Source organism: Microbulbifer maximicatervae (SeqCode) (assembly GCF_052467505.1).
This window is the reverse complement of the sequence record NZ_CP174313.1, coordinates 2583686-2606525: the sequence shown is the minus strand read 5'-3', so window position 1 is coordinate 2606525 and position 22840 is coordinate 2583686. Positions and strand designations below refer to the sequence as shown.

Annotated in this window: 15 protein-coding genes; 9 read left to right on the top strand and 6 right to left on the bottom strand. The window is 50.0% G+C overall.

The window, feature by feature from the left end; all coding sequences use genetic code 11:
* Positions 1-17 precede the first annotated feature (17 nt).
* From ACJJIN_RS11510 to ACJJIN_RS11495, 4 genes are all read right to left on the bottom strand, one after another.
* Entirely contained in the window at positions 18-383 is a 366-nt protein-coding gene (locus ACJJIN_RS11510; RefSeq protein ID WP_444898162.1) for a hypothetical protein, read from the bottom strand.
* Positions 384-808: 425 nt separating this feature from the next.
* On the bottom strand, positions 809-1252 hold the full coding sequence (locus tag ACJJIN_RS11505) for a hypothetical protein (RefSeq protein ID WP_444898161.1): 444 nt from the start codon (positions 1250-1252) through the stop codon (positions 809-811).
* A 300-nt stretch (positions 1253-1552) separates the two neighbouring features.
* A complete protein-coding gene (locus tag ACJJIN_RS11500) occupies positions 1553-4537 on the bottom strand; it encodes an anti-phage protein (RefSeq protein WP_444898160.1) in 2985 nt (994 codons plus the stop codon).
* Between the two features lie 148 nt (positions 4538-4685).
* On the bottom strand, positions 4686-5279 hold the full coding sequence (locus ACJJIN_RS11495) for a hypothetical protein (RefSeq protein ID WP_444898159.1): 594 nt from the start codon (positions 5277-5279) through the stop codon (positions 4686-4688).
* Positions 5280-6253: 974 nt separating this feature from the next.
* Here ACJJIN_RS11495 and ACJJIN_RS11490 point away from each other — a divergent pair.
* From ACJJIN_RS11490 to ACJJIN_RS11460, 7 genes are all read left to right on the top strand, one after another.
* Positions 6254-7720 carry an AlkA N-terminal domain-containing protein gene (locus tag ACJJIN_RS11490; protein ID WP_444898158.1) on the top strand — a complete coding sequence of 489 codons (1467 nt, stop codon included), beginning with the start codon at positions 6254-6256 and terminating at the stop codon, positions 7718-7720.
* Complete coding sequence (locus tag ACJJIN_RS11485) at positions 7717-8238, top strand: methylated-DNA--[protein]-cysteine S-methyltransferase (protein WP_444898157.1); 522 nt, start codon at positions 7717-7719, stop codon at positions 8236-8238. Before ACJJIN_RS11490 ends, ACJJIN_RS11485 begins: the two co-directional genes overlap by 4 nt.
* A gap of 98 nt (positions 8239-8336) precedes the next feature.
* A complete protein-coding gene (locus ACJJIN_RS11480) occupies positions 8337-8873 on the top strand; it encodes a gamma carbonic anhydrase family protein (protein ID WP_252085074.1) in 537 nt (178 codons plus the stop codon).
* Positions 8866-9081, top strand: a complete 216-nt coding sequence (locus ACJJIN_RS11475) for a DUF1289 domain-containing protein (protein WP_444898156.1) — start codon at positions 8866-8868, stop codon at positions 9079-9081. The genes ACJJIN_RS11480 and ACJJIN_RS11475 overlap by 8 nt, the downstream gene beginning before the upstream one ends.
* A gap of 58 nt (positions 9082-9139) precedes the next feature.
* Entirely contained in the window at positions 9140-12658 is a 3519-nt protein-coding gene (gene dnaE, locus ACJJIN_RS11470; RefSeq protein WP_444894569.1) for a DNA polymerase III subunit alpha, read from the top strand.
* A 93-nt stretch (positions 12659-12751) separates the two neighbouring features.
* A complete protein-coding gene (locus tag ACJJIN_RS11465) occupies positions 12752-13708 on the top strand; it encodes an acetyl-CoA carboxylase carboxyltransferase subunit alpha (protein WP_444898155.1) in 957 nt (318 codons plus the stop codon).
* Between the two features lie 528 nt (positions 13709-14236).
* The gene (locus tag ACJJIN_RS11460) at positions 14237-15499 is read left to right on the top strand and encodes a sugar MFS transporter (RefSeq protein WP_413664876.1); all 1263 of its coding nucleotides are present in this window, start codon (positions 14237-14239) and stop codon (positions 15497-15499) included.
* Between the two features lie 141 nt (positions 15500-15640).
* Here the strand turns inward: ACJJIN_RS11460 and ACJJIN_RS11455 are convergent, their stop codons facing one another.
* Positions 15641-16483 (bottom strand): LytR/AlgR family response regulator transcription factor, encoded by an 843-nt coding sequence (locus ACJJIN_RS11455; protein WP_444898154.1) that lies wholly within the window; start codon positions 16481-16483, stop codon positions 15641-15643.
* A complete protein-coding gene (locus ACJJIN_RS11450; RefSeq protein WP_444898153.1) occupies positions 16480-17652 on the bottom strand; it encodes a sensor histidine kinase in 1173 nt (390 codons plus the stop codon). The genes ACJJIN_RS11455 and ACJJIN_RS11450 overlap by 4 nt, the downstream gene beginning before the upstream one ends.
* 524 nt (positions 17653-18176) lie before the next feature.
* Here ACJJIN_RS11450 and ACJJIN_RS11445 point away from each other — a divergent pair.
* Positions 18177-19508: a sugar MFS transporter gene (locus ACJJIN_RS11445; protein WP_444898152.1), complete on the top strand. Its 1332-nt coding sequence runs from the start codon at positions 18177-18179 to the stop codon at positions 19506-19508.
* Positions 19509-19893: 385 nt separating this feature from the next.
* Positions 19894-22485: a glycoside hydrolase family 3 protein gene (locus ACJJIN_RS11440; protein WP_444898151.1), complete on the top strand. Its 2592-nt coding sequence runs from the start codon at positions 19894-19896 to the stop codon at positions 22483-22485.
* Positions 22486-22840: the final 355 nt, after the last annotated feature.

The window sequence follows — 22840 nt, the reverse complement described above, 5'->3', positions numbered from 1 at the left end:
CTGTGGGTTGTTAAATATCACTGCTTTAAAGGATTTGGTCCTGTTGCTATGCACTGCCTTGATTCTTTTATTATGTATTGCTGATTCAAAAAGATACAGTGTTCGCCATCCATCGCCACGCTATGCCTGCCATCCTTCTCACGATAAAGCACCATAATTGAAACGATATAGCCACCATCTGTAGCATAAGCATGAAACTCATAATCAATAGGTTGGTTTGTGCTCGTTACATTCTTTACATAATATTCCTGAGCGGCATCGAAGGCCAGGATTACTTTATCTGACGGTGTATAGTCTTTATGTGGATACCATTTAGGGGGCACAAATTCCGTGGCCATTGCTAGTGATGAAAATAAAACTATAAAAAGTGCGATTACTCTCATTAGATGCCTAACGCCCCTTGTCTATGCTTGCTATGTGTTTTACCAAGCTTTATCACTAATTTCCTCACCTTTATCGGAGATATGAAGCCACGTATATGGATTGTACTGGTTTGTTCCGTGGGAACAAACAACTTTGCAATGAAAGTGTTCATGTAGGTCGAGCGCACATTCTCGATCATTTTCCCATTTGGCAACACCTTCAAACACGAGAAAAAGGCACGAAAATTCCGTGAAATCATCTAGGCCAGTGGTGACGGTTACAGAAACACGGTCATGGTGAAATTTGCCTTGATAGATATACAAATCGTCTTCGTGGTCTACTTGTTCTACAGATTCGAAGACTGAGGATATCCAGCTCTGAATCTTATCTATATTAATTTCTTTGATGTATACAGAGACAGTCATACGTGCACACATATAATGCCTTATAGCACGCGCGCATTTTTTGCGTCGCTTTGCCTGTTATTGTTATGTGGTTTCACTGCAAAGTACCAAAATACGAGTGACACAATCAAACCACCTCCTGCATACAACGCATATCCTGCTTCTTGTAATTGAGCAGGCATCTCATCACCTAGGTATTGAATATATTGATAGCTAATCGCGACAACTATTCCAGATAATGTATAGGCCAACCAGGATGTAATATTCAGTTTTGAAAATACAAAATGAATAGGTAGCCCGACAAGCAAAACGAATACATATGATACAACTATAGAGCCAATTGCAAACAAAGTTAGAACCAAAAGTCCTTCAAATGAAACCAAACTTTGCCCGTTGAAAAGTGAATCTACAAGTATCGCAACTATTAAGACTGAGGATGCAATAGGAGATAGCAGTAAAGCTAGTAGGGTACGCTTATTGTTCATACTTAACCACATAACGCTTTTGTACACGGCGAGTGGTGCAGGAGCGAGTCCAGCGGAACACCGAAGATGGGTAACAGATCTAGATACCCACCAAACAAAAAGTATAAGTCGCCAATCCTATTGAGCATGATTCATGGGTGTCCTATTCGTGATTTTTGAGGGGGTTGGAGGTTAGATACCTCCGGCTACCCGATTATGCGTTACTTGCACCAACTTCTTGATGCCTAAATTCGGCATAAGCGGAATTTTTTTTAATTCCAACCCTTTTTTAAAAGCAAAAAAAGTAGGTTCTTATGCCTTTTAGGTTAGCCTTGGTACATTGGTAGGTTTTAAATTTATCTTAAGAGCCGCCCCTAGCTGTTGTCTTTCAGTTGCTGTAGTGTGAAACATATGGATATGGTAGAGAACTAGGCCTTGCAAAATAGTGTAGGCAATACCATTTCCTTCAAGCTCTCTTGCCAAGGACCGGATCTTATCAATAGGAAGTTTGTTGGGAGCAATGAGATAAATGGCTGCTTGGATAAGTTTGTAGGCATTGCTCCCTTCTTCCGAAACAGTAATATCAATATCTTCTTTTAGTTTCTCTGAACCGATTGATTCAGCAGCCTTACCTACCACCCCGGTGCATATGCCTCGAATCATTTCTGATACAAACCCCGCTGAGATTCTTTTGACTTCGGACTCGCTCATTTCCTTATTTCTTCGGGCGATTTCAGCTTCAATTCCTTTGGTTAGATCATCTGGAGACTCCAGTACTGCGTCTAAAATATAAGCCAGCAATCTGAGAGGGGCTTCTATGGCTTCTTTAAGGTAAATGTGTTTTTTGTCCCGAGTTATAGATCCGTAGTAGTTTTTTAAAATTTGCCCAAGAACTTCTGTAGATCTAATTAGCTTGAATAGGTCGGCGAGCGGTTCCTTATAGTCGTCGTGGCCTTTGGCCAATTCGGACTCTGAGGGCTCATATCCGATTTCCTCTTCAACCCTTCGCTTGTGCTCTTGGCTCTCTTCGATATTTAAGTCTGATATCACGATTTCTGAAACAGAGCCTATAAGATCATTTAGGTAGGCTGAATCAGATTCAAAAAGAATAGGTGGGTGTTGAGCGAAACACTGCCCGAGATTTTTTGATACGCTGTCGACAACCCAGCTGCTATTTTTATGATGTGTTAAGAATAGTATTATATTTGAATTTTCTCTTGTGCTTAGGTTTTCGCAGGCGTTTTCAATGATGCTTATTATTTCTTGGTCGTCGATATTGTCCGCAAAAAACTTACCTATAAAGAAATATTTGATATATGGGTATGAGAATCCGTAGCACATTCCGTCAAAGTTTAGTATCTTTGACTTGGTGAGGATTTTAAGCTGCTTGTCCAGATTTACTGTGGTGTATTTTTTGGAGAATTCATTGTTAAATTTCTGTATCTCACTTTTCTCTAAGTACTCTCGCCCGAGAGATCTGTAGAACCATGCTAGGTGGGCAAGGTAGGTGAAGAGTTCGTCGAATATGTCTCTGCCAACACCTGATTCATCAAGGTTTTTTGTTATAAGATACTGGTAATAATAAGACATTCCTGAGTTATGGAGTTCTTCGTTTCCTACAGAGCTGCTACTTTGCATCAAAACCAGGAGAAATAACGGCCTTGATGGAACTAGATTTTTTCCAAGGACGGTTGTTATTACCTTTTCAGTGTTGTGGCAAGCTACTTCGAGTTCTTTGGGGGTTTGGCGGTCGGTGTTGGAATGCCACTTTTTAATGAGCTGGTATCTCAGGTTGCATCCAAAGTCTTTAATTGAATATTTGGTATATTCGATCGTTCTATCATTATGCTCCTCAGATGTGATTAGTCCTGAGTTGAGAATATTGTCGCAAACTATTAGTACTGTGCCGAAGTTTTCTTCTATGTACTCGAATATGTTTGAAATTCCTTTTCTTTGTTTTCCGATATCTTCGTAGCTGTCCAGAAGAAGAACTCTTTTTGATTTTTCTGATCTCTCAATGATTTCAGGATTGATGTATTCTAATTCCACAGCTTTGGCTATGGCTTTCTTTATTCCGTCTCGAGTGTTTCGTTTAATAGTTTTTGCATCTAAATATACTGGGTATTTTCCGGTCCCATAGAGTCTCATGAATGAGTGGTGGAGAATTTTTGTTTTTCCAGACTGCTCATCTCCGAATATGATCGTTTTCTTTTCTATGAGACTGAGTTCGTCAAGAGTAGTATTCTCTGATCCGTTTTCACCTTCTAGTTCTGGACTGACGTAGATGTCTGAAAAATCAATCTCGGCCTTATCTGGGTGTACTAATGCTGCTCCTGGGTCTTGTAGAGTCTTGACGAACTCCTTGGAGAGAGAATCGTCTTCGCCAATTGTACAAATTTCCAGCGAATGATCCTTTTGGGGTTCCAGTACATATTTGTCGTCAGTTAGAGTGTACAATCTTTGACATACCTTAGTTTCTGCAATGTCGATAGAGATCACAGAGAATCCGGAGCCTTCTGTTGAGTGTGGTTGAAGTGCGTTAGATTCTATAAAGATTGTGTTGTTGCTATCTAAGCTAGATACAGAGCTAATGGTGTTTACATGTTCGTGTCCGGAAAAAACAATGCTAGAGCTAGCTAGAATTGATCTTCGAAACTCATGATAGGTTTGCTGGCAGTACCAGTTAAGAGGGTGATGTACAAAAGAAAATCTGAAGTCGCAGTCCTGTCTAAGAATTTCTGCATAGTTATTTATAGGGTATACGAGCTTTCCTGGTTCTTCGTGAATGGTGGACATCCATGATGCGTTGATCAATGATAGTCTGATCTTTTTTCCACCAACATTGATCTCAATTTCTTTCCATAGTTTGTCGGAATAGATTGGTATTTTTGGGGATAGAGCCTCTTCGAAGGTGAAGAACTCCTCTTGAGCTCGCGTGCAAAGATCAACGATATCTGGGTCATACGATTTGTCTTGATTTGCTAAGACACTCTCGATAATGGTCGAACGAATACTGTCTTCAGGTATTAACTTGCAATCGTGATTTCCGGGAACAATCACAAAGTCAATAGGAGTGTTTGATTCCTTGGATAGAGTGTCTTTTATTGTGGCTAGAAAGTCTGTAGCTAGTTTGTATTCTTCGGCCTGCCCTGAAAATGCAATATCACCCGTTATAGCAATGAGGCAATGGCTACTTTCCCGGAATTGTTCGAAAGCGCAAGATGCGATACATCTAGCTTTTTGAAGAATGAAGTCTTCAGGATGTCTAATATGTAAATCGCTAAGGTGTATAACACATATATTCATTTTTTCCGGGAGCCCTATATAGTCTTGCCACCTCGTAGCACGTTGGTATTTCGGGGGCAGTTTACTTAATTTAAAGTTCGCTAATATCCGTAATCAGAAGCCAGAGTGCGCTGGAGGGCTTTAGCCCGGAACAAACATCACCAACTTTTTAAGTACGTTTTGCTGCATACTTTACTTCTCTGATTCCGTCAGATTTACTTTTTGAATAATAATTAACGGGCACCATGAAAAGGTCGGCCACTTTGCTCAAGATTTGCTTTATTTCAGCCCGCTGCATTGCTTTATCGTTTTTGTCGAACATCAAGTGATAGAAAGATGACCAGAAAATTGTTGCATCAGAGAAGGCAACTGGCTCAGAAGGGCCGATGACAGAATAGCATTTTGAATCATCGATCAGGCTCTTGGCTAGATTTCGGTTTACCATTTCGCAAGCCGAAACAAAAACTCTACGATCATCCAAGCATGGCGAAAGTATATCTCCAAGCTCATCAAAGCTGATAGAATCTAGTGTCGTTTCCATTGAGTTTTTACTTCCGTGACAAGAGATGTGTAAATAGCGGAATTCACTTTTATAGAAAATATCTACAACCGCCTCTAGCTCGGCTTTTGTGCGAATGTAATAGTACTCTGATTCAATATCATTTAACGCTAATATCTTAGAAAGAACTTTTCCCTCATATAAGTCTTCTTTCTCATCTTCAAAGTCTAAGGACTCTATTATAAAAACATTTGGTTGTGTCACAATGTTCCCTTAGTACTTAACGCCGCCAGCAAAGGAGAGCAACTTGTTGCGAGTCCAGTGTGTATAGCGGACGATTTTGGCTGGCTTTGTTATGCATTTGCAAGCGCATGATTGATTTGTAGATTTAGAGCTTTATTAACCTCTGTAACAACCCACTCTTTGCTCTCATCGGAATCATCAATAAATTGAATAGAGTCCAACACTGATTTTTGCTCGAAAAGAGATGTAGAACTGTGGTCACTCGATATTGAAAGTAAGACTTTGGTTGAACTCTGAATCCTATAATCTATACAAACGTCGTAGATCTTTTCTTCGTCAGAATTTAACCTAATCCATATAGATCCACTATCGCTAGCAGCTGCACTCACCTCGATATTTAGTTTCACTTCAGTATTTTACATAAATTTATATAGTGATCATTCTCACCACCATTATCCTGGTTACTATCCTCGAATCAATCTTACGCCTTGCCTAAAAATGCTATTCAAACAAATAAGTTACCTGCTTTTGTGTCAATCATAACAAATGTAAAAATGATTGCTTTAGTTACATATCCCAAATGTGAACCCACCTTGTAATCAATTATATTCCAACAAATTTTCACCTGTTAAAGCTGTTCTGGAAAAATAACAGCCAAACTGATCAAAAATATCTCGGTGCACCTTTAATACTCGCCGGGGCTAACAATATAGAGCTGGTGTTGAGCAAAGCAACGGCCTGGCTGTTTGCAAAGCTAAAGAGTCATTGGATGATTTCGTGGTGCCTCTGGCTTACAGATCGATTCAATTCCGCGCTGCGACTTCTCAACCGAGGCATTCTTAGAGAGATATTTAAAGTGAGTCCAATTGGCCCCTTTCCCTCTGGGCCTCAATTTCCTGACTTATAAGTCTATCGGTCAAAATGGTCAGTTCCGTTTATGACTAGTTCCGATACCGTCCAATCCATACACTGGTAGTCAGAAACGAGAGAGACTTATGAAGATTGATGCAGCAGTTTGCTCCAGTGCGCGATTGGCCCGAGACCGGCGCTTTGATGGGCGGTTCTATACCGCAGTGAAAACAACCGGCATTTTCTGCCGCCCGATCTGTCCCGCTCGGCCTCCGCTGGAGCGTAATGTCACTTATTTTGAGACTGCGGCGGAGGCGGCCAATGCGGGCTTTAGGCCCTGCCTGCGCTGTCGCCCTGATTCTGCGCCGGGCAGTCCAGCTTGGGGATTGGTATCGACCACCGTGCAGCGCGCTTTAAAACTGATGCGCAGTGAGCGCGAGCCTCAATCTGTGGAGCGACTGGCAGAGCGGCTCGGGGTCAGCAGCCGCTATTTACGCCGTCTGTTCTCTGAGCACCTGGGGGTAAGCCCCTTAGCGGTCTGGCAAACCGAGAGGGCACTGTTTGCTTTTCGTTTACTGCGGGATACGGACCTGCCTATTGCTGAAATCGCTTACGAGTCCGGTTTTAACAGTTTGAGACGCTTTAACGGCGTATTCAAACAGATCTATCAACGCACCCCATCCGAGGTGCGCAGGGAGGGACACGCAGTGCGCGCCGAGACGGCGAGTGCCACACGGGTGCGGTTGTACCTTGATTACCGCCCGCCATTAGATTGGCAACGACTCCTGGCTTTCTTGGGAACTCGCGCTTTGGCCGGGGTAGAGCAGGTGGAGGGGGAGGTCTATTCACGTAGTTTCGAACTGGATGCCTGTCGTGGCGTGATGGAGGTTTCCCACGATCCAGAACGCAATCGCCTAGTGGTGGAAGTTTTTGGTCAGGAAGGTGGGGCAGGGTTATATCTACTGAACCAGCGCCTGCGCCGGCTGTTTGATCTGGATGCGGATATTGAGGAGATCCAGACGGTATTAAATGAAGATCCACTGCTGGCAGATCAGTTGGCGAAGAATCCGGGCCTGCGCTTGCCCGGTGCCTGGGACCCATTCGAATATGCACTGCGGGCGATTCTCGGTCAGCAGATCAGTGTTGCAGCGGCGACCACTATTGCCGGACGTATCGTGGCCCGCTACGGGGAGTCTTTTGTGGATGATGCTGGCAGAGAGCGGTTTTTATTCCCAACGGCGGAGCGTCTCGCCGAGGCAGACTTTGCCGATCTGGGCTTAACCCGGGCTCGAATGAAAACCCTACAGGAGTTTGTCGCCGCAACTTTGGAGGACCGTGTGAGTTTTGCCGATCAGTCCCTGGAGGATTGGTGCAGCCAAGCCACAGCACTGCCGGGTATTGGCGATTGGACGGCGCACTATATTGCTATGCGGGGCCTGTCGATGCCGGATGCTTTCCCCGCGTCGGATTTGGGTATTCTACAAGCCTTGGGCAGTGATGGTGAAAAGGCAAAACCCAAGCAGGCCCTGGAGCGGGCAGAGCAGTGGCGGCCCTGGCGGGCATATGGAGCCATTTTGTTGTGGCAGTCCCTGAAACCTGGAGAGAAAAAATGATTGTCTATGAGAGTTACACCACGGAATTGGGTGATGTTGCCATCGCGGCCTGTGAGCAAGAAGGGGAGGGGCTTTCCCGGGGGATAGTTGCACTCCAGTTTTATGACGATGAACGACCATTGCGTTTGGGGGCCGGTTGGCAGCGGGGCGCCTCAGAGCTGACGGATTTGGCCGCCCAGCAGTTGCGGGAATATATCGCCGGCCAGCGCAAAAGCTTCGATCTGCCTCTGGCGCCAAAGGGTACTGAATTCCAGCGCCGGGTTTGGGATGCCCTGTTGCAAATTCCCTTTGGTGAAACCCGCAGTTACAGCCAGCAAGCCCAGTGGCTGGGCCAGCCTCGGGCTATTCGCGCGGTGGCGCGGGCCAATGGTGCGAATCCGATTGCCATCGTTATTCCCTGCCATCGTGTAATCGGAGCCAATGGCAGCCTTACCGGCTACGCCGGCGGCCTGTCTTTGAAAGCGCGCTTACTCACTCTTGAGGGTGCCAACTTTGTCCAGCAGGGCGAGCTGCTCTAACGGGTAATATTGGGAAAAGCGCAATCATCTCTCCCTAGCCACGGCCTCTTTGGCGCGAGATAATAAGCGGTTCATAATCATATCGAGCCGGAGGCCAAATGCTGTACAGATTGGGGGATAAACAGCCACAACTGGAAGGTGAGGGCCACTATATTGCGCCCGGTGCCCATGTGATTGGAGATGTGCGTATGCTTGCGCACAGCTCCGTATGGTTTAACGCGGTGGTGCGCGGCGACTGTGCGCCGATCACTATCGGTGAATACAGCAACGTACAGGATGGCTCGGTTCTGCATGCCGATGTCGGTGTGCCATTAACCATCGGCACCGGTGTCACCGTAGGCCATAAAGTGATGCTGCACGGCTGTGACATTGGTGATTACAGCCTGATTGGTATCAATGCCGTGATCTTAAACCGGGCCAAAATCGGCAAGTGCTGTATCATTGGCGCCAATGCGCTGGTGACCGAGGGCACAGAAATCCCCGATTACTCTATGGTGCTGGGCTCTCCCGGCAAGGTAGTAAAATCTCTCGATCCCGCCACCTACGAGCTGCTCAAAGCCAGCAGCGATCACTATGCGGCCAACGGCAAACATTTCGCCAGTGAACTGGTCCCGCTTGAGGCTAAAGATGTCTGAACAACCGGTAAAAACCGTGGAGCCGAAAGAGCGCCCGGTGAAATCCCCCTGTATCTCCGTATGTGCCCTGAATGAGCAGGACCTGTGCGAGGGCTGTTTTCGCAGTGGTAATGAAATCAGCCGCTGGGGCGCCATGAACAATGATGAGCGCCGTGCAGTGTTAAAGCTCTGCACCGAGCGCGCGCGGCAAATGGGCCGAATCTGGTAAACAATCGATAGCGCTTTGTCGGGGCCGGGCCTCGCAGGGCCCGGAACTAAATGCGACTATGACCCAACCCTTTGTCCACCTAAGAATTCACTCAGAATTTTCCCTGATCGATGGCCTGGTAAGAATCAAGCCGGCCATCGCCCGCGCCCAGGAGTTGGAAATGCCAGCCCTGGCGATTACCGACCAGTGCAACCTCTACGGGCAGATTAAATTCTACCGGGCCTGTTTGGGCTCCGGTATCAAGCCGATTACCGCAGCGGATTTTTGGCTCAGCGAAGGCGGCGAGGGCAAGCCTACGCTGATCACGCTCTATGCGATGAACGCCGATGGCTACCGCAATATTACCGAGCTGATTTCCCGCGCCTGGATGGAGGGGCAGTATCACGGTAACGCCTATATCAAGCGCGAATGGGTTAAGGAGTACAGCGAAGGGGTGCTGATGCTGTCCGGTGCCAAGTACGGCGATGTGGGCCGTGCATTGGTAGCGGGGCGCCGCGCCCAGGCGGAGGAGCTGGCACGGGAGTGGGCGGAGTTATTCCCCGGTCGCTATTACCTGGAGTTACAGCGCACCGGGCGCGCCGGCGATGAGGACTACCTGCACTCGGCGGTGAAGTTGGCCCAGAACCTGAACTTGCCAGTGGTAGCCACTAACGACGTGCGCTTTATGGACGAGAGCGAGTTCGAGGCCCACGAGGTGCGCGTTTGTATCCACGAAGGCCGCGCCCTCGATGACCCTCGCCGCGAACGCCGCTATTCCGCGCAGCAGTATTTCCGCACACCGGAAGAGATGTGGGAGCTGTTTAGCGATATCCCCGAAGCCCTGGAAAACACTGTGGAGATCGCCAAGCGCTGCTCTGCACCGATCCAGTTGGGTAAATACTTCCTGCCGGAATATCCGATTCCCGAGGGCATGACCGAAGACCAGTTCTTCGAAAAGGTCTCCTATGAAGGTATGGAGCGGCGCCTCGCCACCATCCTCGACAAGTCCGCTGCGGACTATGCCGAGCGCCGCCAGATCTACGAAGACCGCCTGCGCTTTGAGCTGGATATCATTATCCAGATGGGATTCCCCGGTTACTTCCTGATCGTAATGGACTTTATCCAGTGGGCCAAAGACCACGATATCCCGGTGGGCCCGGGGCGGGGTTCCGGTGCCGGTTCCCTTGTGGCCTACTCGCTGGACATTACCGATCTGGACCCACTGCAATACGATCTGCTGTTCGAACGATTCCTGAACCCGGAGCGGGTGTCGATGCCCGACTTCGATATCGACTTCTGTATGGAGAAGCGCGACCGGGTAATTGGCTACGTTGCGGATAACTATGGCCGCCAAGCGGTTAGTCAGATTATTACCTTCGGAACCATGGCCGCGAAGGCGGTGGTGCGGGACGTGGCGCGGGTACAGGGCAAGTCCTACGGCCTCGCCGACAAGCTGTCCAAAATGATTCCCCCCGATGTGGGCATGACCCTGCAAAAGGCCTTCGACCAGGAAGAGATCCTGCGGGAATTTCTCGACCACGACGATGAGGGCCAGGAAATCTGGGAGATGGCCCTGCAACTCGAAGGGGTCTCCCGTAACGTGGGTAAGCACGCCGGTGGTGTGGTTATTGCCCCCACCAAGCTCACCGATTTTGCGCCGCTCTACTGTGACGAGACTGGCGCGGGTCTGGTAACCCAGTTTGATAAAAACGATGTGGAAGATGCGGGTCTGGTGAAGTTCGACTTCCTCGGCCTGCGGACGCTGACCATCATCGACTGGGCCAAGCGCATGGTGGACGAGACCCGTGCGCGAGAGGGTGAGGAACCCCTGGATATTGCCGCGCTGCCGCTGGACGATGAAGAAACCTTCAAAATGCTCAAAAGGGCAGAGACCACGGCGGTATTCCAGCTGGAATCCCGGGGTATGAAGGACCTGATCAAGCGCCTACAGCCGGACAACCTGGAAGATATGATCGCCCTGGTGGCCCTGTTCCGTCCGGGCCCGCTGCAATCGGGCATGGTTGATGACTTTATTAACCGTAAGCACGGTCGCGCCCAGGTGGCCTATCCGGATGCCAAATACCAGCATGAAAAACTGCAACCGATCCTGGAGCCCACTTACGGGGTTATTGTTTACCAGGAACAGGTGATGCAGATCGCCCAGGAGTTGGCGGGCTATACCCTCGGTGGCGCCGACCTGTTGCGCCGGGCGATGGGTAAAAAGAAACCGGAGGAAATGGCCAAACAGAGGGCCACTTTTGAAAATGGGGCAAAAGAGCAAGGAATTGACCCCGAACTTGCGATTAAGATCTTCGACCTGGTAGAGAAGTTCGCAGGCTATGGTTTTAACAAGTCGCACTCTGCGGCTTACGCACTGGTGTCATACCAAACCGCTTGGCTGAAAGCGCACTATCCCGCCCAGTTTATGGCGGCGACCATGTCTTCGGATATGGATAAGACCGATAAGGTGGTGACCTTTATCGAAGAGTGCCGAGCCATGGAGCTGGTGCTGGTGCCGCCGGACGTGAATCTGGGCAGCTTCCAGTTCTCGGTGGATATCGACAATCGCATTATCTACGGTCTCGGTGCGATTAAGGGCCTGGGTGAAGGTCCGATTGAAAATATTATTGCGGCGCGGGAAGAGGGCGGTCCCTTTACCGACCTGTTCGACTTCTGCTCGCGGGTTGACCCACGCAAGGTGAACAAGCGCGCACTGGAGGCACTGGTGCGCTCCGGAGCACTGGACAGCATAGGCCCGGATACCAATGGTGCCGACGGTTTGGATTATTCCCGTGCAGTGCTGTTTAACGCGCTGGATGAAGCGGTAAAAGCGGCGGAACAGCAAAAGGCCAATGCCAATGCGGGCATGATGGACCTGTTTGGCGAAGTGGTGCCCCAGGCATCGGAAGGCGATGTGTACGAGGATTTCCGTCGCACACGCTGCTGGAGTATCCGCGAGCGCCTGGAAGGCGAAAAGAATACCCTGGGTCTGTATCTCACTGGGCACCCGATTGACGAGTATGCCGGTGAGTTACAACACCTGGTGAAGGCGCGAATCGCCGATTTGAAACCCGGCCGGGAATCGCAAAAAGTTGCGGGTCTGGTTGTGGCGATGCGGGTAATGAAAACAAAACGCGGTGATTCCATGGCTATTGTTACCCTGGATGACCGCAGTGGCCGTATTGAAGCGGCCATGTTCAGCGAGGCCTTTGGCGAACATAGAGACAAGTTGGCCAAGGATGCTCTGCTGGTATTGGATGGACCGGTTGCCACTGACGATTACAGCGGCGGCCTGAAGATGACAGTAAACAGCGTTTCCACGCTCGATGAGCTGCGCCAGAGCCGGGTGACCGGGGTGCGCTTGCGAGTGGATAGCGGCAGTGTGGCACCGGGGCTGGCCAAGCGGCTGGCCGCTTGCCTGCAACCCTATACCGGTGGTCAGTGCGGGGTGAGCCTTGAGGTTTCCCGCCACGATGCCCGGGGCTTGTACCGACTGCCGCCGCAGTGGAACGTAGAACCAAACGACCAGATGGTCCAGTCCCTCAGGGAACTGTTGGGACGTGAGCAGGTGGCGCTTCAATACGCACAACGGCGTTAAAATCTACCGGGCTCGACTGGCTGGTTCTGTACAGTTAAGCTATGCCGCTGTGATAGCCCGGTGGTAACAAAAAGAGTTAAAGGCGCAGATTTCATGAATTTTAATTTTCTCGAGTTTGAGCAGCCAATTGCAGAGCTGGAAGGCAAGATAAAAGAGCTGCAGCTTGTGGGTGATGACAACGAGCTGAATATCGCCGATGAAGTTACCCGGTTGCGGGAGAAGAGTAGAACTTTGACCGAGTCCATCTACTCCGACCTGAGCCCATGGCAGGTCGTACAGGTAGCCCGCCATCCGCAACGTCCCTATTCAAAGGACTATATCGAGCGCTTGTTTAGCGATTGGGATGAGCTGCACGGCGACCGTCACTTTGGTGATGACAAGGCGATTATCGCCGGTATCGCGCGCTTAAATGGCAAGCCGGTAGCGGTGATTGGTGAAGAGAAAGGCCGTTCTGTAAACGAGAAGGTTGCACGCAACTTTGGTATGCCGAAGCCGGAGGGTTACCGCAAAGCCCTGCGTGTTATGGAAATGGCCGAGCGCTTTAAAATGCCGGTGCTGACCCTGATCGACACTCCGGGAGCTTATCCGGGTATCGACAGTGAAGAGCGCGGTATCAGTGAAGCCATCGCCCAGAACCTGGCAGTGATGTCCCGCCTGCGCACGCCGATTATTTGTACCGTGATTGGTGAAGGTTCCTCCGGTGGTGCACTGGCGATCGGTGTGGGTGACCAGCTGAACATGCTGCAGTACTCCACCTACTTTGTGATTTCCCCTGAGGGTTGCGCCAACATTATCTGGAAAACGGTCGAGAAAGCGCCTTTGGCCGCTGAGGCGATGGGGGTGACCTCCAGCGTGTTGGAAGAGTTGGGTATTGTGGATGAAACCATCCCCGAACCTCTCGGTGGCGCTCACCGTGACCCGGATGCAATGGCCAATAACCTTAAAGACCGTCTCAGCGAGCAGCTGGACCAGCTGAGCAGCATCCCCATTGATGAGCTGCTGGAGAAGCGCTATCAGCGCCTGATGAGCTACGGCAATATCGTTTCCTAAGCTTGATTCCTTTCCCGCCGCGCCAAGGGTATAAATTTATTACCCTTGTGCGCGGTTGGTGTTTCCTTCCTGGCCCCTTCTTTCCCCCTTCTTTCCCTACTCATAGACACTTGCGGTTACGTGTCATTTTCCACGCGATTGAGTTTCCATTTCGCTGTCCCTCTGCCTGAAAAGAGCACTATTTACAGGGCCGCCTTGTGGTCAGGCTTGTCAATGTAGGTAGGTTATTGGACTCCCGGAAAGTCTTAGAGGGAAATAAAGTACTCAAACAGGTTGATCTACTCTTTCGAGGGAGGCCGTTGAGAAAGCGGTTCAGCTGGTCCGATAGCAGACAGTCTGGAGCTTGGCGGCCGCTGAATGTCCACGCTGCCCCCATTTTGAACCCCCTTATCGAAAAGCCCTCTGAGGCGGCGCTACCTCCATGATAGAAAGTACCAACAATAAAGATTGGTGCAATAGGCACAGGTTTGCCCGGATAAAAATATCGACCGGAGAGACCTGTGAGCTGAAGTCTCAGGATTAATAATTATGGCAATAATGCAGAGTAATACAGCAACGGATGCTGCGCAGATACCGACGGGTGACCAGTCGGGGCACAGGTTTGCCCTGGTGGCGCTGACCTCACTATTTTTTATGTGGGGCTTTATCACCTGCCTGAATGATATTTTGATTCCCTACTTGAAAGGAATTTTCGAGCTGAACTATGCCCAGGCAATGCTGGTGCAGTTCTGCTTTTTTGGTGCTTATTTCCTCGTTTCCCTGCCTGCCGGTGCCCTGGTCAGTAAAATTGGTTATCAGAAAGGGATTGTGACCGGCTTAAGTATTTCGGTGGTTGGCTGTTTGCTGTTTATCCCCGCTGAAAGAATGGAAGTCTATGCACTGTTCCTCGGTGCACTGTTTATTCTGGCTTCCGGTATTACTATTTTACAGGTTTCCGCCAACCCTTATGTGACAGCACTGGGCGATGAGCGCACTGCGCCCAGCCGCCTGACCCTGACCCAAGGCTTTAACTCCCTGGGCACCACTATCGCCCCTCAATTTGGTGCATTGCTGATTTTACCCGCTGCCGGTGTTGCAGCGGGTGCTGCCAGCGCTGCTGTTATTGAAGTTCCCTACCTGATCCTGGCGTCCGCGCTGGCGATCCTGGCTATCGTCTTTGCATTTTTGAATTTGCCGGCGATTGTCAGTAGTGCAACTTCTGAGTCTGTTTCCAATACTGAAGCCGCTTCCGCCTGGAGCTACCGTCACTTGGTGTTGGGCGCGATCGCTATTTTTGTCTACGTGGGTGCTGAAGTCTCTATCGGCAGCTTCCTGGTGAACTTTATCGCTGAGGATTCCATCGCCGGTTTGGAAGAATCTGAAGCCGCCTTCTATATCTCCCTGTATTGGGGTGGCGCTATGGTTGGTCGCTTTGCCGGCGCTTTAATTATGCGCTTTATCTCTGCTGGCAAAGTGCTCGCAATATGCTCTATCGGCTCCTGTGTACTGCTGTTGATTACTGTTACGGGTAGCGGCTATCTGGCGATGTGGGCGGTACTGGCTGTGGGTCTGTGCAACTCTATTATGTTCCCGACTATCTTTAGTTTGGCGCTGGCCAAGCTGGGCCCATCGACCAGTCAGGGCTCCGGAATCTTATGCCTGGCCATTGTAGGCGGTGCTATTGTGCCGTTGTTACAGGGGCTTCTGGCTGACCAAATTGGTATCCAATTGGCGTTCGTTCTGCCGATCTTCTGTTACCTCTATATTCTCTACTACGGTCTCTCAGGACACCGTACAGATAAACGCGCTTAAGTTTTCTTTTCTTCTCTTCTGAGCTCGTTTGCCGGCATTTTTATGCCGGCTTTTTTGTGTCCGGAATAAATGGCCAATTTGAAATGTATTGGATTGTGGGGGGGTACCGGCGATCCCTGCCAGTTTTAGAGAGGTTGGGGGTTAGGAAGCTTGGGGGGCAGTTAGATCAGACTGTTTGTTGGAATCGAGAAACTCTTTAATCGGTAAGCGATAGTTGCGACTTACTTTCAGCTTTGCACCGCTGCTCAGGGTGAGAAAGTACTCGCCTTTGGTTAAAACCTTGATATGTACAATAAAGTTCAGGTTAACCAGTGTGGATCTGTGAATGCGTTTAAAAGTGTCCGGGCAGAGTTGTTTTTGCAGGTCTTTAATAGTGCTGCGCATTACATGGGTTTCCCCTTTGGCATGCACACACATATAGTCCCCAGCCGCATCGATCCACTCGATATCCGGTTGGCTAACCATAGTAATACTGCCCCGGTCTTTAATGGCAATACGCTGGGTTGCAGCCGCAGCAGTACTCTCACCACTTGAGGGCTTGCTGGGACTGCTTTCGAAGGATCGCATCAGGCGGTTTTTCTCTTCCTGATGGCCATCCTCCCCTTTGGATATCATCTGTGCCTGGCGCTGTCGGGCCCGATCGAGGGCTGTTTCCAGTCGGCGCGGGTCCAGTGGCTTGAGCACATAATCAACTGCGTGGACTTCAAAAGCCTTAAGGGCGTATTGGTCGTAGGCTGTGGCAAAGATGACCAAGGGCATGGTGTCAGCCTGCAGGTTGCGCACTACATCAAAGCCGTTCATTCCGGGCATCTGCACATCGAGAATGAGTAGGTCCGGGTTGTGCTCTGAAACTGCTTGGACAGCTTCCCGGCCATTGCGACAACAGGCGAGAATATCCAGGTCCTTGCGTTCTTCGAGCATACTTTTCAGTAGTCGTAAAGCCAGGGGCTCGTCGTCCACCAGTACGACGCTGAGCTTGCTCATTGAACTTCTCCCTGTGTCAGGTGGGTTGATGGGTTGGAAATTTCCAGTGGAATATTGATGAGTACTTGCATACCGCCATCAGAATTTTTGTTTTGTTCTATTTTGAAATCTTGTGGGTAAAGCGTCGATAGCCGTTCGCGTACGTTTTTGAGGCCCACTCCCGTTGAGGAGGATTCCGGGTCACATTCGCTGGCAAAGTGATCTGGGCAACCGGTATCGTAGACTTCCAGCACTAGGCGATCATCGGTGTTGTGCGCGTGGATACCGATAGTGCCCCCCATTTCGTTGGGGGCTATGGCATATTTTACCGAGTTTTCTACCAGTGGTTGCAGCAACATGCTGGGCACTTGTGCGCGGCGTACGGTTTCATCGATCGACAGGTCTACGGACAACCTGTCGGCAAAGCGGGTTTTTTCAATCTCCAAGTAGAGCAATACCGCCTCGATCTCTCGTTCAAGCTCAACTTTCTGCATCGGGTCTTCTTTTAGGGAGAGCCTTAAAAAATCACTGAGACGCACAACCATTTCCCGCGCTTCATCAGCTTGCTGGAATCGAATTAGGGCGTTAATGGAGTTGAGCGTATTGAAGAGAAAGTGGGGGTTAAGCTGGTAGCGCAACATTTTTAGTTGCGCTTCATTGGCAATGGCCTCTGCTTGAAGTCTGCGGAGCTGCTCCCGTTCATGTACTGCTGCAACCTCCAGCATTTTCTTGTGCTCTTCATTGAGTAGGAAGTGATATTTTACCCCGCAGTACAGGGCGCTCCAGAATAAAAATACAAATAAAGAAGCGTAATACCAGCCGCCGAACTCAGACCAGATCGAGTGTTCACCACTGAGGCGTATATAGGCCTCCATTCGAACCAGGGTCCATATTCCCGAAATAACAGCGACAGCCAGAAGGTAGATCACGGTGCGGAAAGCGAGCTCTGATTCCCAGGCGACATCAAAAATCGGTTTTAGAAACAGGGATAATAAAAATGCAATAGCGCACTGGAATACTGTATTGACAGGCTCGAAGTGAGGCCACTCTGTAGGGGAGTGCCACAGGGTCAGGGAGAGAAAAGTTACCAGTAATATACCAACCCAGCTGACCAGCTGCAGCTTCCAAAACCAGCGGGTCGACTGAATTTCAGTGTTCGGTCTCGTTTCCAGACGGGTCGAGTACTGCATGATTTCCCGCATATTTAGTATTGTGAAAAGGACGGGATAGACGCTCATCGTCGCGTTCATTATTATCCGCGAAATATTACCTTGCAGAAACGTGACCCGCCAGAGGGGATAGCGCCACGCTTCCTACTCATCCCCGAGAAAGTCCTTTCTATCTGATTTCGGGGTGAATAGTCGAGTAATTTTCGGCAATCTCGATTCAGAAGACAACTCCTCTCTATTTTTGAATCCGAGTAAATCGGTCAGGGCTTCTTTGATAGCAAGGTTCCGTGGTCTTTCTGTTTATCCAGTTTGACACTATTAGATTGTCTATCTGGTCAAAAACGGTAATTTGAAATTTGGTTGAGTAGATAGGTAGTTGCCAGTAATTGTGGTAAAAATGTGCAGGGCCTCTAACGGCTTGAATGAATCCACAGTCGCAGAGGTGATACTAACTTTTGCGCAAAATCATGTGGTGGCGGAAAAAATTCCGGGTGAATGGACCAACCGCTAGAAAGAAATAGTTTAGATTTGGGGATCGGTTTCCGATGAGCCAGATGTTGCCCGAATCGGGGTTCTCCTCGAGCGAGATGGCTAAATATGACACTGATGCCCGTGCCGAAGTAGCGGCCGGTGTTGCCCCGCGTTATATCAATTTAATTGCACTTACGTCCCTATTTCTAATTTGGGGATTTATTACCGGCCTGAACGATGTGCTGGTGCCGCACTTAAAAAATGTTTTTGAGTTGAGTTACACCAAGGCTGTCTTGGTGCAGTTTTACTTTTTTGCTGCCTATTTCCTGGTATCTGTGCCGGCAGGCATGTTGTTGAGGCGGGTTGGTTATCAGCTTGGTCTGGTGCTCGGGCTTTTGGTGGCTTGTGCGGGCTGCCTGGTCTTTATTCCCGCTGCCCGCCTGCAAATCTACGAAGTCTTTTTGCTGGGGCTGTTTGTTCTGGCTTCCGGAATTACCCTGCTGCAGGTTTCCGCAAACCCCTATGTTATCGCACTGGGCAGTGCTCGCACGGCGCCCAGTCGACTGAATCTGACCCAGGCTTTTAACTCCCTGGGAACCACCTTGGCACCGGTGATTGGCGGCGCAGTTTTCTTTGCGGGACTTACTATTACCGCTGACCCGGATACAGCGGCGAGTATTATTGAGTTCAGGGCCCGCGAAGCGGCTTTGGTGGAGACCCCTTATTTCTGGTTAGCGGTTCTACTACTGGTGATGGTCGCTTTCTTTTCCTGGATCAGGTTGCCGGCTATTCCCGAGCACCAACAGGGTGGCGGAGCGGATGGTCACGATGTGTTTTCTCTGTGGCGTTTCCCCCGCTTGACCCTGGGGGCTGTAGGTATTTTTGCCTATGTAGGTGCAGAGGTGGCTATTGGCAGTTTTCTGGTGAGTTTCTTTGGTGAACCATCAGTGGCAAAGATGGCTCCTTTTGAAGCGTCAAAGTATGTCTCTTATTATTGGGGCGGAGCGATGATAGGGCGTTTTGCCGGGGCCTTTTTGCTGCGCTTTGTCTCTGCTGGAAAAACCCTGGCGGTTTGTGGCCTGGGTTCGGTGGTACTTATAGCAATCGCGATGATGACGTCAGGCCCGATCGCGGTCTGGTCCATAGTTGCAGTGGGCCTGTGCAACTCGATCATGTTCCCGACTATATTCAGCCTGGCCTTGCGCGGGCTGGGCAAACATACCAGCCAGGGTAGCGGTATCTTATGCATGGCAATTGTAGGCGGTGCAATTATTCCTCTTTTCCAGGGAATGCTGGCTGATAGCGCCGGTATACAGTATTCATTTTTGGTGCCTCTGGTGTGTTACTGCTACATCGTTTATTACGGGGCTTTTTCACGAACCCTGCGCGGTAGCGCGGTGGAGTAGAACCTTCATTTATCCTTTCCGCCTTGTCTGCAATTTGGACCAGCCCATCGGATTTCTATTGGCCTGTAGAGACAAGTACTGCAATTTGTTGTCATTGCGAACTATGCCCACAGGGTAGCCATGACTTAGTTTTATGGCCGTTCGGTGCATACGGCATTCGCAGAACATGATTCCGACGAGAGCTGGATCTGGAGTTATCTCTAATATTTCAGCTCGGTGGAGGCAGACCGTGCACAACTGCCGGGGCAGGTGATGTGCGGCATAATAAATATGGCGATAGTAGGTCGCGCTGTGCGTAAGGCTTTGGAGATATTTCCTCTGAAGTTTGTCTGAGCGCAACTCGTAGAGCCAGTTAACAAGCGTGGAATAATTTTGGGAGTTATTCGTGAATTTTAGTAAGCGATTTTCGCTGGGCTTTGTGCTCTGTGCTTCTGTGCTCGCCGGGTGTCATTCCGAGAGCCAACAAACTGAGCCAAAAGCCGATAAAGCGCAGGCCGATACTGGCACCAGTGCCGCCGAGGGCATCGACAACTGGCCTGAACTCAAGCCAGCCTTACCACGCGATGAAAAGCTGGAAGCCCAAATCACTGAAATCATGTCCCGCATGTCTCTGGAAGAGAAAGTGGGTCAGATGATCCAGGCGGAAATCCGCAGCGTTACTCCTGAAGATGTGAAGACCTATCACCTGGGTTCCGTATTGAATGGTGGTGGCGCCTTCCCGAACAACGATAAGTTTGCCACGCCGCAAGACTGGTTGGCCCTTTCTGACGCCTTCTTTAAGGCTTCTATGGACACTTCCGATGGCGGTGTTGCGATTCCCCTGATCTGGGGTTCCGATGCGGTTCACGGCCACAACAATGTGATCGGTGCGACCCTGTTCCCGCATAATATTGGTCTGGGTGCCGCCCAAGACCCGGAGCTGATTGAGCGTATTGGCAGCGCCACCGCCCGCGAAGTAGCAGTGACCGGTATCGATTGGACTTTCGCTCCTACCGTCGCGGTAGTCCGCGATGACCGCTGGGGCAGAACTTACGAGAGCTATTCCGAAGATCCCAAGATTGTTGCGGATTATGCCGAGGCAATGGTGAAGGGGCTCCAGGGCGAAAAATCCAGCGCTGAATTCCTGCGCGGCGAAAACCTGGTTGCCACTGCCAAGCACTTTGTCGGTGACGGTGGTACGAATCGAGGAATTGACCGAGGTGATAACGCGGTTCCGGAAAAAGAACTGGCAGAGGTCCATGCGGCGGGTTACCTGACGTCTCTGCCGGCTGGCGTACAGACCGTGATGGCTTCATTCAATAGCTGGAACGGTGAAAAACTCCACGGCCACAAATACCTTCTGACCACCGTTCTGAAAGAGCGCCTCAGTTTTGATGGCTTTGTTGTGGGCGACTGGAATGGCCACGGTTTCGTGCCCGGTTGCACCGTAGAGAGCTGTGCAGCGGCGATTAATGCCGGCCTCGATATGTTTATGGTGCCGGCGGACTGGAAAGCCCTGTACAACAACACCCTGGCCCAGGCCAAGAGCGGTGAAATCGGTGCAGAGCGTATCGATGATGCTGTTCGCCGTATCCTGCGAGTGAAGATCCGTGCAGGTCTGTTTGACCGCAATATGCCGCTGGCAGGCAAAGACGGCATCCTGGGCAATCCGGAGCACCGCGCAATCGCTCGTGAAGCGGTACGCAAATCCCTGGTATTGCTGAAAAATAACGACAAGCTGCTGCCATTGGCTGCGGATCAGAATATTCTGGTTGCCGGCGATGGTGCGGATAACCTGTCCAAGCAGAGTGGTGGTTGGACGATTTCCTGGCAGGGTACCGGCAACACGCGCGCAGATTTCCCCGGTGCCACTTCAATCTTTGAAGGCATTTCATCGGCGGTTAAAGCCGCTGGCGGTGAAGCTGTATTGAGTGCTGATGGCAGTTTCTCAGATGCCACTTTTGCCAATGGCAAGGCGCCCAAGGTTGCTATTGTTGTATTTGGCGAAGAGCCCTATGCAGAGTGGCACGGCGATATTACCAACTTGGAGTATCAACGCGGTAATAAGAAGGACTTGGCACTGCTGAAAAAACTACGTGAGCAGGGTGTTCAGGTAGTCAGTGTGTTCCTTTCAGGCCGTCCTCTCTGGATTAACAGTGAATTGAATGCATCCGATGCCTTTGTTGCCGCCTGGCTGCCTGGCTCTGAAGGTGCTGGTGTTGCGGATGTGCTGATTAAAGACGCCAATGGGGAAGCCCGTTACGACTTTACCGGCAAGCTGCCATTTAGCTGGCCAATGCACAGCTATCAGAATGTCCTGAATCCATACCACGACAATTACGAGCCACTGTTTGAGTTGGGCTATGGCCTGGCTGCTGAACAGGAATCCCTGGTGAGTAACGAATTGCCGGAGACCAGTGAATCCAGTGCCGGTGGCGGTTTGGAAGAAGCCTGGCTGTTGGTATCCCGCCCGCAAGCTCCCTGGGTGTTGAATATCGCTGAAGCTGGGGCAGAGGTTGTACCTGTACACGGTAACTTCGCGGTTAGCGGAGACGATAAAAACATCACTGTCAGCTCCATCGATATGTCTTCCCAGGAAGATGCTCGACTGATTACCTGGAAAGGCCTGCGTCCTGGTGCAGTTCAGTTGTCTGCTGAATATATGCAGGACCTGAATGTCTACCTGGAAGAGAAATCTGCGCTGACACTGAATATCCGTGTCGATCAGCCAATTGAAAAGCCGGTGGTGGCTACCATGAACTGTGGTGATGGCTGTTCTGCCAAGGTACCGCTGGAGTCTGCGCTGAAATCCATGGAGCAGAAAAGCTGGACTCGGGTTTCTGTAGATCTGCAGTGCTTTGTAAAAGCCGGTGCGGACTTCGGCAAGGTGTTTAGTGCCTTTGGCTTGGAGAGTGAAGCTCCGATGGCTATTGCGGTTGCCAACGTTAAGTTGACCCCGGAAGCTGGAGTATCTGCTGATATTCGTTGTGACGGTTAAGTTACAACACACTTAAAGGGCTAATTACCCTCAGTTCTAACCGGAGCCTGTTTTTTGGTTCCGGTTAGCGGCTGAAACAATTTGTTCTCACAGGAACGGTGCCAGTGTGATGTTCTATCCTCTTGGCACTTTTTTACCCGCCAATCTCTTCTTTCCAGATATTACTATTTCTTTTATCCCATAGATTTACTACTGGGGTGGAAGGAAAGAATACACTTCACTCGAGACACGCTGTGAATACATCCCTGTAAGCTCCTAATCGGCATCCATGCCTCATAGGGTCCTATTTCCTTCTCCATTTTTAGTATATTGGATAGCGTTACCCCACGATAAATCTACCTCTCCTGATTTTTGT